Here is a 16,170-nt window from a genome sequence, read left to right on the forward strand (position 1 = left end):
TTAAGGGTATGTATGCATGGTGATCAGGTAAATCAGCAATGAGGAGGCGGATATTAAAATGAAAGAGCATGCAAAACAGACGGCGTTAAGATATGTCCGAGCCGTACAGCAATATGCCGACATCATGATGGATAAAGCTCGTGACCGGTATGGTGCCGAAGCAACTCCGCTCTTTGCCGATGGAATTCACTCGGAAACCTATGAGCCGGTGCAATGGCTGTCGGGAGGCGAGACATGGATAGTATCCAATCTGGCCAATCAGCAAAACTGGCTTAGGACGTTGGACGGACTCAGTGAATTGACAGGAGATTCGCGTTACCGGAATGCAGCTGAAAGCGCTGTCCGTTATGCGTTCGACCATCTCCGTTATGGCCGTCTGATGTGCTGGGGAGGCCACATGGCGTTTGATCTGCAGAGCAAACGGCAGGTATTTGCAGCGGACAAGGGACCGCAGCACGAATTGAAATGCCATTATCCCTACTATGAGCTGATGAACCGTGTAGACCCGGAAGAGACGGCATCGTATATCGAGGCCTTGTGGGAAGGGCATGTTGCCGACTGGAGCAATCTTGAATTCAGCCGGCATGGTCAACCTGTAGAGAAGAACGGGCATACGCGGGAGGCTTCTTCTGTCTGGGAGCATGAATATGACAACAATTCCCCGGTATTTTTTACGAGCAAAGGTTTAACGTTCATTAATGCGGGAAGCGATCTATATTATGCTGCTGCCTTGCTGCATCGCTTTAGCGGTGATGAAAGGCCGCTGGCTTGGGCTAAACGGCTAGCCTATCGGTATGTAGAAACCAGGAACCCCCAGACGGGTCTCGGCGGCTACCAGTTCAGCATTTCGGTACTGCCCGGTGTGCGGGGAGACCGCGCGATCGACCAATTCGGGGAACAGCTGAAGGAGCATGCCCCGATCGAGGCTACGTTAACTACAGCTAATCAAGCGCACACCATCATTGGAGAGGCGGCCTTGTGCCGGATGTCCTTGGCGGAGGCTCTAGGGGATGCAGGCCGGGATTTTCTGGACTGGGCTGTTCAAGATTTGGCGGCCTATGGCCAACACGCCTATGACCCTTCGGACAATACTGTTCACCCCATGCTGACCAACGGCACGAGATTGACGGGATTGGTGATGGAGAAGTCCGGATACTACGGGCAGGAAGGACAGCAGCTCCAGGCTCACAAGGCCGATTATCTGCTGCTCTGGTCTTATGTTACTGGTTATCGCCTGTCCGGCCGTGAAGAGCTGTGGACCGTTGCGAGAAGCATGGCAAAGGGCCTCGGCTTTGGCGATATCGGAGAATCCGCACGAGCGTTGCCTTTCCTGAATATGGAGACGGCTTGTACCCATCCTCATGGAATCTTCGTCATGCTGGAGCTGTTCAAGACGACACATCAGCGTAAATTTTTACAGCTTGCGCAAAGAATCGGCGACCGCCTGCTGCTGCACCGCAGTCACAGAGGCTTGTTCATGGCAAGTGCAGATCATGAGTATGCCAAGCTGGACGCATTGGAGCCGTTGGCACTTCTTCATCTTGCGGCCGAGCTTCAGGGAGTGCGCGGCCGAATGCCGGTGTATTGCGGAGGCAGACCCTTCTTTGCCGCAGCCTATGACGGGCAGGGACATATGACGGATAATACCTTCTTGTATGCCAGAGTGAAGAACCGGGCTGTGCAATAAAGGAAGGACCCGGCGGCGTGCCTTTTCTTTTGTACTTTAAAGCAGCGCCTGAAACTGGTATCATGATAAGAGGATACATAGAAAAAGGAGATGACTGGAAAATGTCAGTAGGCATTTTAGCACACAATGTAGGAACGTTTCCTTACGCGGAACTGGCGGCCAAGGTCGCCTCGTATCAATATAAATATGTACAGCTTGCCTTATCCAAAGCCATTTCGGACGTGGATTGCAGCTTGGGCAAGCTGAGTCCCGGATTGGCCAACAGCATCGCTGAGGCCTTCGATCGAAACGGAGTGAAGATTCCGGTGCTGGGCTGCTATGTCAGCTTGATCGAGCTGGATGATACCGCATTCAGACATAATGTGGACCGGTTCAAGGAGCATCTGCGCATGGCCAAGCATTTCGGTACGGCGATCGTGGCTACGGAAACCGGCGTCCCTGATACGGATCAATACGACCGTTACGCCAAACGGCTTCGGTCCGCCGTGGAGGAGCTTGTGGAGGAAGCGGAGAAGTGGGGCGCCTTCATCGGCCTGGAGGCCGCAAATCGCCACTTGATCGGCTCTGCTCCACAATTGGCCGAGCTGATCGACGAGATGCCGTCGTCCAATATCGGAGTCGTTATCGATCCGGTAAACCTGATGACCCAAGAGAACTTCGAGCGTCAGCATGAGGTCATGCAGGAAGCATTCCGGCTTTTGGGCAATCGTGTCGTCAGCGTTCATGCCAAGGATATGAGGCTGAATGCTTCCGGGAAGCTAGAGACCGTAGCTGCAGGCAGAGGGATGCTGGATTACGGCATGTTCATGGATCTGGTTCGTCAGCATAAACCGCTGGTACATATGACGCTGGAAGGCGTAGATATGGATAGCATGGATTTCTCCCGTGACTATGTGCTTCGTCACCGGGCGGGGGTATAAGCATCCATGACGATGGACAAAGCCGCTCCGGCAACCTCGAGGCCGAATGCCTTCTTGAATCGGTTGTATGCAGAGAATACAGGCCGCCATGTGTCCTTTTTCGGAACGGGAGCAGCACGTGAGCATCGAAGACCGTTCATGAGGGAGAAGCTGAAGGAACTGCTTGGCCCATTGCCAGGACAGTCCGCGGAGCTTCAGCCCGTCGTGCTGGAAACGGCGGATTGCGGAGAGTATATCCGGGAACGGGTAGCGTTCTCGACGTACGACGATTTAACGATGCTTGCCTATGTTCTGGTGCCCAAGGGAGAGACCGTCAATGGCGGGGGCAAGCGCCCCGCCGTGCTGGCTGTTCACGGACATGGCTTCGGCAGCAAGGAAGTGGTCGGGCTGACGCCGGATGGCAGGGATAACACGGGGAATCCGAATCTGTACAAGCATTTTGCAATCTCCCTTGTGCAAAGGGGCTTTGTCGTCATTGCCCCGGAGCTGCTCGGCTTTGGCGACCGCCGAATGGAGCAGGACGCTGCTCTGGAGCCTGGCGCCAACTCCTGCTTCAGACTGGCTTCGTCGCTCATGATGATGGGCCAATCGTTAGCGGGTGTCCGGGTCTATGAGCTGCTTCGAACGCTGGATTACGCCCAATCTAGAGAAGACATCGATCCCGAGCATATCGGATGCATGGGAATGTCGGGGGGTGGAATGGTGACGGCATTGGCGTCGGCCATCGATGAAAGGATCGGAGCTACCGTCATCAGCGGCTATGCGAATAGGTTCAGGACCAGCATTATGGACCGCAATCACTGTCTGGACAACTATGTCCCGGGCATGCTGGAATACGGAGAGATGCCGGAGTGGATCGGTTTGATTGCCCCAAGGCCGCTTTTTATTGAATCGGGGACCGGAGACACTGTATTTCCTATCAAGGGCTCGCATGAAGCTATAGAAGCACTGCAGAAGATATACGACGATGCAGGCGCTGCGGCCCATTTCGGGTATGAGATTTTTGAAGGGAAGCATGAAATATCCGGAGCACGATCTTATGATTGGCTGGAATCGAGTCTGGGGCTTTAGCTGCTGTCATTTTACTATTTTATAAGTAATTTTAGAGCTTGAACCAAGGTCTTGCCGTTATGTTAACGGCCGGGCCTTTTTTCATCAGAATTAGTAAGATCCTCCGAGGTCATCGCTAATATGCTCCACAAAGTACCTAAATCAGCTTCGAAGCCAAGGAAAGGAATGGTTCCCCAAGCTGGAGCATGAATTGACGTTGAAGATCAACATACATAACTGCGGGAATCCGAAGTGATTACAGAACTCTTCTTTTTTTCCGCCGTAATGCATAAGCTTTAACGTACATGCCCTGGATGTCTGATTCATGGCGACAAGCTCTGCGTACGTTAGGGGGATGCCGGATGCTGGTGCTTAGACGAAGGTGGAGAAGCAGTCCTACGGGGACAAAAAAGCTTAAACGCAATATGCTGCTGCTTCTTCTCGTTATCGTGTTATTGACGGTGCAATCGTTCGTATATATCGAGAAAAACTTGAGGCCGCCCTTGGTCAACCTGGCAAAGGTCAGAATCAAGCAAATGGCTACGCAGGCGATTAATAAAGCCATTTCGGACCGGATTGCGCGAGGAACAAACTTTGAACAGCTTATTGACTGGCGCACGGACAAGAACGGCAAGACCACCGGCTTCATGCTGAATTACGCAGAGCATATGCGGATTACGGCGGAGACGATTGAGACCGTGCAAGGCCAGCTTTCCCAGCTTCAGGCGATTCCGGAGCATATCCCGCTCGGGCAGGCGATGAACAGCTCGATTATCGCTTCCTTCGGTCCCAACATCCCGGTAAGACTCGTCCCTGCAGGCAATGTAAAGGTGGATTTGAATACAAGATACCAGAATGCCGGTATTAATATGATCCTCGTGGAGGTTTATATTCATATTACCGCGGAAGTCAGCGTCATAATACCTTTTGATTCGGAGCCGGAGGTCGTTGAGACGGAGGTGCCGGTCTCGTATGCGCTGATTGTGGGTGATGTACCGACGTATTATTTTGATGGAAAAGGCAACTCAACCGGTGCCAACACGCCTCCGCCTAATCTGTCATTACCGCGGATCAACGCTCAGCAATCGAAGAACGGTGCGGAATCCGGGGCTCATGGGAGCTCCTCTGCCGAAGGCCTGCCCAAATAATAATCAAACCGACCTGTTATTTTGCGGGGTCGGTTTTTTTCGGCTATCTGTGGAAAAAAAGACCGCCATTCTGCACTTCTGCAAGAAAGAGGGTCTTGTAAGCTCATTTCTTTTTCCGCATGCGTTCCTCGCGCTCCCACTTCCGTAAATGCGGATACGGGTCAAAAGACCATTCGGTCAAGCCGTTATCGCGGTACATGCCGTAATGCAAATGCGGCGGAAACTTGCCGGACGTACCGGGTTTGCCGTATCCGGAGCTGCCAACCCATCCGATAACTTGACCGGGGGCGACGATATCTCCTTTTTTGACTTCCTTGTTAAAACCGGACAAATGCGCGTAGTAATGGTAGACATTATTTAGATCCCGGATTCCTACCCGCCATCCTCCATAGGGGTTCCAGCCCATTTCCTCAATGAACCCGTAAGCCGCGCTGCGGACAGGAACGCCGTATCCTGCAAACAAGTCGGTTCCTTCGTGGATCCGGTATCCGCCCCAGCCGCGGCTGGCCCCCCACGTACTGCGATAGGAATAGTCCGCATTGGGAGGGAGAACAAACGCATGTTCATGCAGATCCAGCGTGTCATACTTGCTGTAAATTTTAGCAAACTCCTGGATTCGATCTACGCTCCGTGTATTTTGATAATATTCCCACAGTCCGATACGAAGATCTTCTTCAACCGAGCCATGCTTCAGCAGAAGACTTGCCATGGAATAGAGGAGGTCCTGGTCGTTTTTTCGATCTGCTTTCCCGTCTCCGGAGCCGTCCCTGCCAATTCCGTTAAACAGAGCGATGGTCCCTTCATTCGTATCCTCGTGATCCGGGTTCATCATGCCGCACCATTGAAGCTCAGTAAAATGAATTCCTATGAGTCCGCTGCTACTATGGGGCCGTTTGCGGGCTAAATTGATCGTACGTTCATATTGATCGATAGCCGCCAGGTAGTACCATGGAATTCCGGTCACAGCACTCATTTTGTCAAATAAATCTTTGCGGTCGGCAAAAACCGCCTTCATATTATTGCTGTCCTTTCCCGGTTTGGGAGCTTTGGCTGCCGGGGCTGCCGCTGATGGAGCCGTTCCAAGGAACAAACTGCTGCACAAAGCTACTATGAGGATAGGATTCATCCATCTCGCTGCCATAAGCGTTTAACCTCCACAATTGGTCGTATGACTTTACAGTCCATTCATCAGTTAGTCATAGGATGTGACGATTCTAAGCATTTTATCCAAGAGAAGGTTGAAGCTGGCGGGGAACAATTTATTTTCAGCGGACACAATTTTTGTTATAATGATGGAATTTATAAGCATCTACATAGTTTTGGAGGGATGAGCGTGGGGTTTCAACACAGGGATGAACATATAGATGACGGAATGCTGCTGCTTCAGGCCAATATCGACGACATGAATCCCGAGCTGTGCTCCTATATCGGTGAGCTGCTTTTTGAAGCGGGTGCTAATGATGTATATTGGATACCGATTATCATGAAAAAAGGCCGTCCTGGCGTGATGCTTAACGTCTTGACGGATGAGAAGCAGCTGGATCGGCTGGAAGAGGTTATTTTTCGCGAGACGACAACCATTGGGCTGCGGTATATGAGGGCGTCCTGCCATCGTTTAGGCAGAGAATTCAGGCAAGTGACAACGCCATGGGGGCCGATTCATGTAAAAGTCGGCTATCATAAAGGACAAATGGTTCAGTTCGCGCCGGAGTTTAAGGAGTGCGAGCTCGCGGCAAGGACGCATAGCGTACCGCTAAAGCAAGTGTATGATGAGGTCAGGCGTCAATTTTTGAATCAGGAAAAATAGGGAAAAAATAAACCGCCCAATCGGGCGGTTTGGATTTTACAATTATTGTTTCACGCAGGAGGAGTTAACTCCGCAGTCCCCTTGCGTTGAATGCTCATGCTCGGGTAACAGCCCGTGATCGTGGTGATGATCATCGGAGTGGCCATGGTCATGATCGTGTGAATGTCCATGGTCATGATCATGGTGATGGTGATCGTGAGAATGCTTATGGTCGTGATCATGGTGATGATGATCGTGGGAATGCCCATGGTCGTGATCGTGGTGATGATGATCGTGAGAATGCCCGTGGTCGTGGTCATGATGATGATGGTGATGATCATGCTCGTGTTGATGCTCGGCGACAGGCTGAATACTCTCGATCTGGAATTTATGCACGAACGGATCGGCCTTCCCGATAACAACCCGGAGTACATTCGGCTGGTTCGGTAAATCGCGGGTTCCTGCGCCATAACCGATAGACTCGACGATCATTGGGGGATAGCCCTTCGCGAATTCATCCACCAGCCCCGAAATGATTCCGGCGCCTGTCGGCGTAGTCATTTCTACAGAATAGGAGGTCGGGGCGATTGGAAGCCCCCGCATCATTTCGAGAGTAGCCGGGGCGGGAACCGGATAAATTCCGTGATCGCAGCGCACCGTACCTGATCCCAACGGGACAGGGGACGAGTAAATTTTCTCCACATCCAGGGAGTCCATAGCCAGGGCAACTCCGATAACATCCACGATGGAGTCCATAGCACCTACCTCATGGAAGTGTACTCGTTCAACAGGAATATCATGAATTTTCGCTTCGGCGACGCCGATTTTTTCAAATATGGCCAAGCTCAGCTTAACAACCCGCTCATTAAATCCGGCGTTAAGGATATGCCTTACAATCTCGGAATAATGGCGGTGATGGGACGGAGCTGTTTCAGGATCCAGGACGACATCCATCTTAAGGGCGGAGATGCCTTTTTTATTGACACGCTTCCACTCCAAAGTAAACGGCTCGATATCCAGCTTACGCAGCTCGTCCTCGATATAATCGCGGTCTGCTCCGGCATCCACCAAGGCTGCCAAGGTCATGTCGCCGCTGATACCGGAGAAACAATCCAAATAGGCAATTTTCATCGTTTAATCCCTCTTTATACTAATTTTATGTATCAGAGCTGCGTTATACCCGGCCCCGAAGCCGTTATCGATGTTGACGACCGAAACACCGGAGGAGCAGGAGTTCAGCATGGCCAGCAGTGCGGCCAGTCCCTGAAAGCTGGCGCCGTACCCGACGCTTGTCGGCACTGCAATGACCGGCTTGGAGACCAGACCTCCAACCACGCTGGTCAAGGCACCTTCCATACCCGCGGCAACGACGATGGCGGTTGCGTCGCGGATGACATCCAGCCTGCGGAACAGACGGTGAATTCCGGCTACTCCCACATCGAATATGCGCTCTACGCGGCATCCCATAATCTCTGCAGTCAATGCCGCTTCTTCGGCGACCGGAAGATCGGATGTTCCCGCACAGACGACAGCAATGTAGCCCTTGCCTTCAGGCTTGCGGGCCGCTTCCGAGCCGTACCAGGTCAATACGCGGGCTGTCGGGTTGTAGGTTACGCCGTTAAGCTTGCTTTGAACATAATCCGCCTTATCCTGGCTGATTCTTGTGGCAAGCACGCGATCCGACTGCTGCATCAAGCGTTCAAAAATAACAGCAACTTGCTCCGCCGTCTTGCCTTCACCGTAAATAACCTCCGGAAAGCCTGTTCGTCTCTCGCGGTCCAGATCCAGCGTAGCAAAGCCCAGATCGTCGACACGACCGTTTGGAGAGGACTGATTCATGATTTCATCCAGATGCCGTTGTGCTTCAGAGACATCAAGATCACCGGAACGTACAAGCTTGAGTATCGATTCAACATTTATCATAAAAAACGCATTCCCCCGAATATGATTTGAACTGAAATAGCTGGCATAATGTCTCTCTTAGTGTATCACAAATAAAATGGAAAGTGGATTGTTCTGACGTTCGTTGATATAATAGCTTCAAAGAGATTGGACAATGAACTAGAAAGCAGGGACAGAACCATGTCTACTCGTCAAATAGAGCGTAAACCGGACTGGCTTAAAATTAAGCTGACGACCGGAGATAATTTTAAAGAACTAAAAAATATGATGCGCGGCAAAACGCTGCACACGGTGTGTGAAGAAGCGAAGTGCCCGAATATTCATGAATGCTGGGCTAACCGTACGGCGACCTTTATGATTCTGGGAGACATCTGTACACGGGCATGCCGGTTTTGTGCGGTGAAGACAGGTCTTCCGACCGAGCTGGATCTTCAGGAACCGGAACGGGTTGCCGAAGCGGTTGAGCAGATGGGTCTTCAGCATGCCGTCGTCACTTCCGTTGCAAGGGATGATTTGGCGGACGGCGGAGCTTCAATATTTGCGGCTACGATTGCGGCCATTCGCAAGCGCTCTCCTCTGTGCAGCGTAGAGGTGCTCATTCCCGACTTTTTGGGCAGCGAATCCTCTCTTCGTACGGTTCTGGAAGCCAAGCCGGATATTTTGAATCATAATATCGAGACGGTGGAGAGGCTTTCCGATAAAGTTCGTGCACGGGCAAAATACCGCCGGTCATTGGAGCTGCTTCAGCGGTCCAAGCATATGGCGCCGCAAATTCCTACCAAATCGAGCATTATGCTGGGTGTCGGCGAGGAATGGGATGAAATTTTGCAGACGATGGACGATCTTAGAGAGGTTCAATGCGATATTATGACGATTGGTCAATATTTGCAGCCGTCGCTGAATCATTTGCCGGTTACCAAATATTATCCTCCGGAGCAATTCGCAGAATTGAAGGAAGAGGGAATGAAGAGGGGCTTCAGCCATGTCGAGTCGGGTCCGATGGTGCGCAGCTCTTACCATGCGCATGAGCAAGTGAAATCCGCTCGGCAGGCGTAAACCGTACGGCTGCCCCGGACGAACCCGGTCATCATTATTACTTTATCTATCCGGGGACAACGGCGAAGGGAATGATCATCTGCCTGAACAGCTTGCAGTTTTTCACCGGACTCTTAGGAGGGACCCAATTTAGTGATCCATATAGCCAATAAAACGTACGAAGTGGTAGTTGACCATAAAAACGGCTGGAAGCCGGATGCATTCCGCGATCGTTACAGCGAGGTGCTGGAGCGATATGATTTTATTGTCGGTGACTGGGGCTACAACCAGCTGCGTCTGCGCGGTTTCTTTAAGGATACGCATCCGAAGGCAACCAAAGAGACCTCTATAGCAACCTTGCAGGATTATCTGAATGAGTACTGCAATTTTGGCTGTGCTTATTTTATTATCGAGAAAATCCCGAATAAGCACCAAGCGAACCAGCCTCAGGAGTCCGCGGAGCAGTCGGAGCCGGATTTGCAAGAGAGTACGGCCTCTGAACAGCCTCATAATACCGAGCCTAAAGAGCCTGCATCGAACCGGGAGCCGCAAAAGGAGGTTCAACAGCCTCAACAACCCCAGAATCATCATCCGCAGTCTCGACGGAACCAGCATCCGAACCAACAGAGCAAAGATGCAAACCATAATCATCATTCAAGACCGCGTAACCATCATAACAAGCAAGGTAATCCATCCAAGCAAGGCCAGCAGCATGTAAAGCAGCAGTAAAATGAAATTAAAGAGCCAGTCCGTCAGGATTGGCTCTTTTTGTATGCAGCAAGAGAAAAAAGCCCTGACCAATAGGTCAAGGCTTTCTTTCCTGGATCGGCTCGTATCCGATAAACGCTTCACGTACACGGCTCCAGAAGGGAAACGGACGGAAACGCGCAAATTTCACTTTTTTTCCGGCGGCGACCATACTGCGAATCGAGATAATATCGTTTCTCTGCATAATGACGTGATCAAGCGAGAGCAGGATCGTTTGATGGCTCCGCGGATAAATGTCGCAGTGATGATGCTTGGGCAGCAGGATCGGAGATCCCAGCGTCCGGAAAACCCTGTTGTTAATAGATGCGATCTCGGCTATCTGGATGGCATCCAGCGACGGATGTACGATGGCTCCGCCCAAGCTTTTGTTATAAGCCGTGCTGCCGGGCGGCGTCGAAATACAAATACCGTCTCCTCGGAACGTCTCGAACGGCTCGTCGTTAATATGAAGCTCGGCCATCAGGGTCACATCTACACCCTTTAACGTAAATTCGTTAAGGGCTAATTGCGTTTCAATCCCTTGAGCGGTTGTAATTTGAATCTCCACGAGCGGGTATTTGACGACACGAAGGTCGTTGAGTCTGGAGCTCTCGATCATCATATCGGCAAGCAGCTCCACTTCATCGGGCTTCCAATCGGCAAAAAAACCGAGCCGGCCTGTATGGATACCGACGAACGCGATGGTTTCCAGTTGGTCCTTGTATTGATGGAACGCATGGAGCATCGTTCCGTCTCCGCCGATAGACAGCACGACATCAGGCGTCTCCTCGTCATGGATCAATCCATGCGGTTCTACGAGCCTGTGGAAGGTTTGCATTAATTGGAAGGACACTTCATCGCCGCGATGTACTACGTTATATTTCAAATGAATATCCTCCTAAGGGTTTTCCGAAGGAAAACCTAACTTCGAAAGCATGGGCTTGGGTTTTCTATAAGAAAACCTAACTTCGAAAGCATAGACTTGGGTTTTCCGAAGGAAAACCGCCCTCATTAGCATACCATGTTAGTCCTCGGATCGCGAGCAGTATTCATCAATCTGATGGGTCAAGCTCTCAGGGACATCGCGGAATTCAACGGCAATACGGTATGAATCATTGCTGAAATTCGTCACACGGACAATTTCACCGTTAATGACAAATTTGTTCGGATGATCAGGCAGTACGAAGCTAAGCTCCAGGAACAACGGATAAAAAATTCTCGTATTCGTAATAAACGAAAGCCCGCCCGCAGAAATATCCTGAATTTGTCCGGAAAAAGCGATCCCTTGATGGGTCGAAGCTTTGCGGACTCCAATAATACGGCAAGTAAGGGGCGTCCTTACCGGGAGATGGATACGTTGGAACCGGCGATTTTGAAACGTGCTTAAATCCTGAGGTGCTGATAGCGTTAAGGAACAAACGTTACGTTTGGTTTCGACGTGAAGCAGGTCTACAAAGGCGTAATAAAGAATACCCCGTTCACGGAACGAGAATTCGATAAAGCACACGTGGTGCAATTTTTCCAATGGATTCATCGAGTGAAATTCCATCGTGGCAACCAGCTGCTGTTCATCGACCTTTTGCAGAACGAAGCTGTCTTCATAGCAGAACGGCATGCCTTCTTTGGTCTCACCGACAATGATAAGATTGCAGCTCATACGCGGTACAATCATTTCGAAAGATAAAGCTTGGTTCCAATTCATAGGATCACCATTATGTAATAGTAGTAAACATTACTTCCATAATAATCAATATTGACAGATAACACAATGCCGGATGAACCGGAAAAGGCAAATCGCCCCCAACTAAAGACCTAAATGGTCTTTAATAGGGAGCGATTCGTTCACAAAGTTGTCACCAAAGGTACTTCGAAGGAGGTAGCGAAATTAGGGCTTACCGGGTGAACCCGAACGGAGAAATGAGCTCTATGGCGCAGATGAGAGGGGATAACGGCCCTGTATTGAACGGTTCGTTCCTCTAGTTCTTTGGTCGGCTCCATAGCCACTACGACCTGGTGCCATCCGTCCGGACGTTCCTCGTAGTATACGAGCTCCACACGGGTATCCTTATACCACACTGGACCAAACCTTACGGTAGCGGTAACTTCCTTCAACTGTTGGCGGGAATCAGTTAACGGGGACTTGGCTTCCGCTGTCTTATTCACGTTATCGTTCACTTCCAGGATGCGAACATAATGCCAGTTGGCAAAAATAAACTGCTTGAAATCCGCAACTTTGGTCGCCATATCATAATCCTCGGCTAAGAAGGCCAGTGTCCTTTTTAACGAAGGGATGTACGTATGATTCGTATAATCCATCACCATCCGGTCCGTATTGTAGACAGGAGCCAGAGTTTGGATGGAGCGCTTCATCCGGGCTACCCACTGATGAGGGAGCTTTCCCTGATTGTAATAGAGGGGGACGATTTCCTGCTCCAGCTTCCGGTAGATCGATTCCGTATTTTCCCGTTCCTGGGTTTGCCAATCGGCATCATTATTGGCTTCGATGCTCCAGCCGTTGCTGCCGTCGTAGCCTTCTTCCCACCAGCCGTCCAGCACGCTGAAGTTAATAACGCCGTTCAGGGCAGCTTTCTGCCCGCTGGTCCCGCTCGCTTCATAAGGTCTGCGAGGGTTGTTCAGCCACACGTCAACGCCTTGAACCAAATAACGGGCCAAGTTCATATCGTAATTTTCCAAAAGGACGATTTTTCCACGGAACCGGTCCATTTGAGATACGCGATAAATTTCTTTGATCATTTCCTGACCGGGGTGATCGGCAGGATGGGCTTTGCCTGCGAACAAAAGCTGAACGGGACGATCCGGATCATTGATCAAGCGATCCAAGCGGTCCAAGTCATTAAAGATCAGATTCGCTCTTTTGTAGGTAGCGAACCTGCGGGCAAATCCAATGGTCAGCACCTGCGGGTTCAGGAGGCCGCGCACTTCCTCAACCTTATCAGCAGGCAGGTCGTTGCGTCTCCGCTGCTCCCGAAGGTTGGCCCTGGCCAGGCGGATCAGCTTCTCCTTCAGGTGCATATGAACTTCCCATAAGGATTCTGACGGAATCAAATCAAGGGATCGCCATAAATCGGTGTTCGTCTGGTTTCGAAGCCAGGTTCCCGGCATGAAGCGGCTGTACAGCTCCTTAAGCTCAGGCGCCAGCCAGGTGCTCAAATGCACACCGTTCGTGATGTGCCCGATAGGCACTTCCTTCTCGCCGATATTGCCGTGAAAAGAGCGGAACATATTCCTGGACACCTGACCATGGAGCTTGCTGACTCCGTTGCGGAGAGCCGCCGTATTCAAGGCCAAATGCGTCATGTTGAACAGGGGCTTAGAACTCTCCAGCCCAAGCTTCATCCAAGCATGTTTATGCTCCTTCCAGCGGGAAAATAAAAAGCTGAAATAATAATCCACCATAGGCAGAGGAAATGCATCATGCCCGGCAGGAACCGGTGTATGCGTAGTAAAGACGGAGCTCGCGCGAATGACTTCAACCGCCACATGAAAAGGAATTCCGGCCTCGAGCTGCTCCTGAATCCGTTCTATAGCCTGGAAAGCGGCATGCCCTTCATTAATGTGATACACCGCGGTAGGCACCTTGAGCGCCCTCAGTACCTTTACGCCGCCCATTCCGAGCAAGATCTCCTGCGCGATGCGGACATCCTGATTGCCTCCGTACAGCTGACCGGTCAGATCCCGGTCCCATGGACTGTTGCCTTCGATATCCGCATCGAGCAAATAGTTTATATTCCGGCCGACAAGCACCTGCCATACCTGCAGCTTGACTATTCGATCCGCGAGAGGGACCTCAATCATCAGCGTCTCTCCATGGTCGTTCAGCACCGGGAGAATAGGGAGTTTGGAGAAATCGTAGGATAGCGCATCCGATTGTTGTCTGCCTTCCGCATCGATTTTTTGATTAAAATACCCTTTCTTGTACAGCAGTCCGATACCCACAAGAGGAATTCCCAGATCACTTGCGGATTTGCAGTGGTCTCCGGCCAATACACCGAGGCCGCCCGAGTAGATAGGAAGCGATTCATGGAAGCCGAATTCGGCGGATAAGTACGCAATTTTATAGGAAACGAAATCAGGATACGTCTTCTGGAACCAGGTCTGCTCGTGGCAATAGTCATCCCATTGCTGAATAACCCGATCATAATGATGGATAAAGTCCTCATCATGAATCAACGCTTCCCATACCTCCGGCTCGGTTTCCATGAGCAAACGAACGGGATTATGCACGAATTGGTCCCAACGATTCCGGTCTATTCGGGCAAACAGCTCAAGCGCCTCGGAATTCCAGCTAAACCACAGGTTGTAGGCTATTTCCGGCAATCGCTCTATGGCTTTGGGCAGCTTCAAATCCGCATAAGGAAATTTCGTATTCATGAGAACCACCATCCTTTACGTTCGTACGTCTTTAGACGGTCTTATTATCTTGTTATATCAATCTCTTCATACATTGCTTAACCACATAGTACAGGCACAATAACACGGCAAGCGCAAGCATGACGCTGACAAAAGTCAAGAGTCCCCACGGCAGCGTAAACTGCCATAAAGTAGTCAAAGGGGAAGTGACGTCCATGTCGGGAACCATAGCGGCCAAGGTGCTGCGGGTCGATTGCATCGGCTCCCATAGCAGGAATACGGCGGTGAAAGCCATAAGGCCATGAGCCAGTCGGGACAAGCAAAAGGGAAGATATCTTAAATCTGTCCGCTGAAGCAGGCTGACCACTTGGGCATGCACGGACAACCCGGCCCAGGATAGAACGAAGGCTGCGATCGCGACCTTATAAACGAGCGGAATTTGCGCACCGGCTCCTCCGGCCGCTTTGGCGCCTAGCGTAACCTCGAAAAATCCGTTTGCAACCGCCTGGGAGAGCGCAAGCGGAACGTCAAACTGTTGAAGCACCGCATTAATCCCTATGTAGAAAATGTTCATGATATGCGCGGAAGCCAGCACTTCCATAACAGCGGAGAAGAAGACAACCAGTCCGCCGACGACGAAAATAAGCGAGAGGGAAGAGGTGACAGCCTGCTTCAGCATCTCTCCTAAAGGCCGGCCATCCTTCATCCTGGCGGTGTGCATCGCATTGAACGCGCGGAGCCATATAGGCTGTGACGAGGTACTGTCCGTTTGAGGGCCAGGCTGTAAGGCGGGAATAGGCGATTTCCTGCCGTGATAACGCATCATAATGCCAAGCAGCATCGCCGTTCCATAGTGTGCCGTGGCGAGAATGCCGGCTAGTCCCGCATCGTGAAAGAAGCCGATGGATACGGCTCCGATCAAGAAGATAGGGTCCGAGGAGGTGGTGAAGGAAACCAGCCGCTCGCCTTCCTCGCGGTTGACCAGCTTCTGGTCCCACAGCTGCGAGGTAAGCCTTGCGCCTATCGGGTAGCCTGCCGCGAATCCCATTGCCACGACAAAGCCCCCGATGCCGGGAATTCTAAAGACAGGCCGCATTAACGGGTCCAGCAGCGTGCCGAAGAAATGAACGATGCCTACCCCGAGCATCATTTCGGCTATGACAAAAAAGGGAAATAAGGCCGGGAACAGAACGTCCCACCAGATGGCTACCCCTTTGATAGACGCTCGAAACACCTCGGACGGGAACAGGAGCATCAGGCACATCAGAGACAGCATCATCAGCGAAATGAGCGTTATCGAGCCATATTTTTTCATGGGTAGATCCTCCTAAGAGTTTTTGCGCCAGCAAAAACTGGCGACGGAAGCATAAGCTAAGAGTTTTTGCGCCAGCAAATCGACTCCGAAATTGTACAACCATCATTTACTTATATGAATGATCTTGGGGAGACATGCCTCCGGGAAGCGGGGACAAACTGTCAGAAAAATATGATATTTTACTGTAGAATGGCTGGATTTAACGTTGA

14 protein-coding genes are annotated in these 16,170 nt (G+C 51.1%); 7 read left to right on the plus strand and 7 right to left on the minus strand.

The genetic code is table 11. The features are described from left to right. Window positions 1-58: 58 nt before the first annotated feature. The 4 genes from ABEA66_RS03160 to yunB all read left to right on the plus strand — a co-directional run bounded on the left by ABEA66_RS03160 (window position 59) and on the right by yunB (window position 4,805). On the plus strand, window positions 59-1,687 hold the full coding sequence (locus tag ABEA66_RS03160) for a hypothetical protein (RefSeq protein ID WP_345585974.1): 1,629 nt from the start codon (window positions 59-61) through the stop codon (window positions 1,685-1,687). 101 nt (window positions 1,688-1,788) lie between these two features. Then, window positions 1,789-2,607: a sugar phosphate isomerase/epimerase family protein gene (locus ABEA66_RS03165; RefSeq protein ID WP_345585975.1), complete on the plus strand. Its 819-nt coding sequence runs from the start codon at window positions 1,789-1,791 to the stop codon at window positions 2,605-2,607. Window positions 2,608-2,613: 6 nt separating this feature from the next. Further along, window positions 2,614-3,678 (plus strand): dienelactone hydrolase family protein, encoded by a 1,065-nt coding sequence (locus tag ABEA66_RS03170; protein WP_345585976.1) that lies wholly within the window; start codon window positions 2,614-2,616, stop codon window positions 3,676-3,678. 341 nt (window positions 3,679-4,019) lie between these two features. Then, a complete protein-coding gene (yunB, locus tag ABEA66_RS03175) occupies window positions 4,020-4,805 on the plus strand; it encodes a sporulation protein YunB (protein WP_345585978.1) in 786 nt (261 codons plus the stop codon). 103 nt (window positions 4,806-4,908) lie between these two features. Here yunB and ABEA66_RS03180 read toward each other — a convergent pair whose 3' ends face one another. Further along, the gene (locus ABEA66_RS03180; protein ID WP_079912696.1) at window positions 4,909-5,946 is read right to left on the minus strand and encodes a M23 family metallopeptidase; all 1,038 of its coding nucleotides are present in this window, start codon (window positions 5,944-5,946) and stop codon (window positions 4,909-4,911) included. Window positions 5,947-6,138: 192 nt separating this feature from the next. Between ABEA66_RS03180 and larC2 the strand changes: the two genes are divergently transcribed. Continuing rightward, window positions 6,139-6,612 carry a nickel pincer cofactor biosynthesis protein LarC2 gene (gene larC2 / locus ABEA66_RS03185; RefSeq protein ID WP_079912851.1) on the plus strand — a complete coding sequence of 158 codons (474 nt, stop codon included), beginning with the start codon at window positions 6,139-6,141 and terminating at the stop codon, window positions 6,610-6,612. A gap of 42 nt (window positions 6,613-6,654) precedes the next feature. Here larC2 and larC read toward each other — a convergent pair whose 3' ends face one another. Continuing rightward, complete coding sequence (larC, locus tag ABEA66_RS03190) at window positions 6,655-7,722, minus strand: nickel pincer cofactor biosynthesis protein LarC (RefSeq protein ID WP_345585982.1); 1,068 nt, start codon at window positions 7,720-7,722, stop codon at window positions 6,655-6,657. Window positions 7,723-7,725: 3 nt separating this feature from the next. Next, on the minus strand, window positions 7,726-8,514 hold the full coding sequence (gene larB, locus ABEA66_RS03195; RefSeq protein WP_079912694.1) for a nickel pincer cofactor biosynthesis protein LarB: 789 nt from the start codon (window positions 8,512-8,514) through the stop codon (window positions 7,726-7,728). A 126-nt stretch (window positions 8,515-8,640) separates the two neighbouring features. Here larB and lipA point away from each other — a divergent pair, with 126 nt between their 5' ends. Further along, entirely contained in the window at window positions 8,641-9,549 is a 909-nt protein-coding gene (gene lipA, locus ABEA66_RS03200; protein ID WP_256865467.1) for a lipoyl synthase, read from the plus strand. A gap of 132 nt (window positions 9,550-9,681) precedes the next feature. Next, window positions 9,682-10,257 carry a YutD family protein gene (locus ABEA66_RS03205; protein ID WP_079912692.1) on the plus strand — a complete coding sequence of 192 codons (576 nt, stop codon included), beginning with the start codon at window positions 9,682-9,684 and terminating at the stop codon, window positions 10,255-10,257. Between the two features lie 76 nt (window positions 10,258-10,333). Here the strand turns inward: ABEA66_RS03205 and ABEA66_RS03210 are convergent, their stop codons facing one another. The 4 genes from ABEA66_RS03210 to ylbJ all read right to left on the minus strand — a co-directional run bounded on the left by ABEA66_RS03210 (window position 10,334) and on the right by ylbJ (window position 15,961). Then, a complete protein-coding gene (locus ABEA66_RS03210; protein ID WP_079912691.1) occupies window positions 10,334-11,161 on the minus strand; it encodes an NAD kinase in 828 nt (275 codons plus the stop codon). A 138-nt stretch (window positions 11,162-11,299) separates the two neighbouring features. Next, on the minus strand, window positions 11,300-11,977 hold the full coding sequence (locus ABEA66_RS03215) for a flagellar brake protein (protein ID WP_079912690.1): 678 nt from the start codon (window positions 11,975-11,977) through the stop codon (window positions 11,300-11,302). Window positions 11,978-12,117: 140 nt separating this feature from the next. Then, entirely contained in the window at window positions 12,118-14,667 is a 2,550-nt protein-coding gene (gene glgP, locus ABEA66_RS03220) for an alpha-glucan family phosphorylase (protein ID WP_345585989.1), read from the minus strand. A 52-nt stretch (window positions 14,668-14,719) separates the two neighbouring features. Then, window positions 14,720-15,961 (minus strand): sporulation integral membrane protein YlbJ, encoded by a 1,242-nt coding sequence (gene ylbJ, locus ABEA66_RS03225; RefSeq protein ID WP_345585991.1) that lies wholly within the window; start codon window positions 15,959-15,961, stop codon window positions 14,720-14,722. Window positions 15,962-16,170: the final 209 nt, after the last annotated feature.

The sequence above is a fragment of the Paenibacillus vulneris genome (assembly GCF_039543185.1).
In the GTDB taxonomy this organism is placed as follows: Bacteria; Bacillota; Bacilli; order Paenibacillales; family NBRC-103111; genus Paenibacillus_S; species Paenibacillus_S vulneris.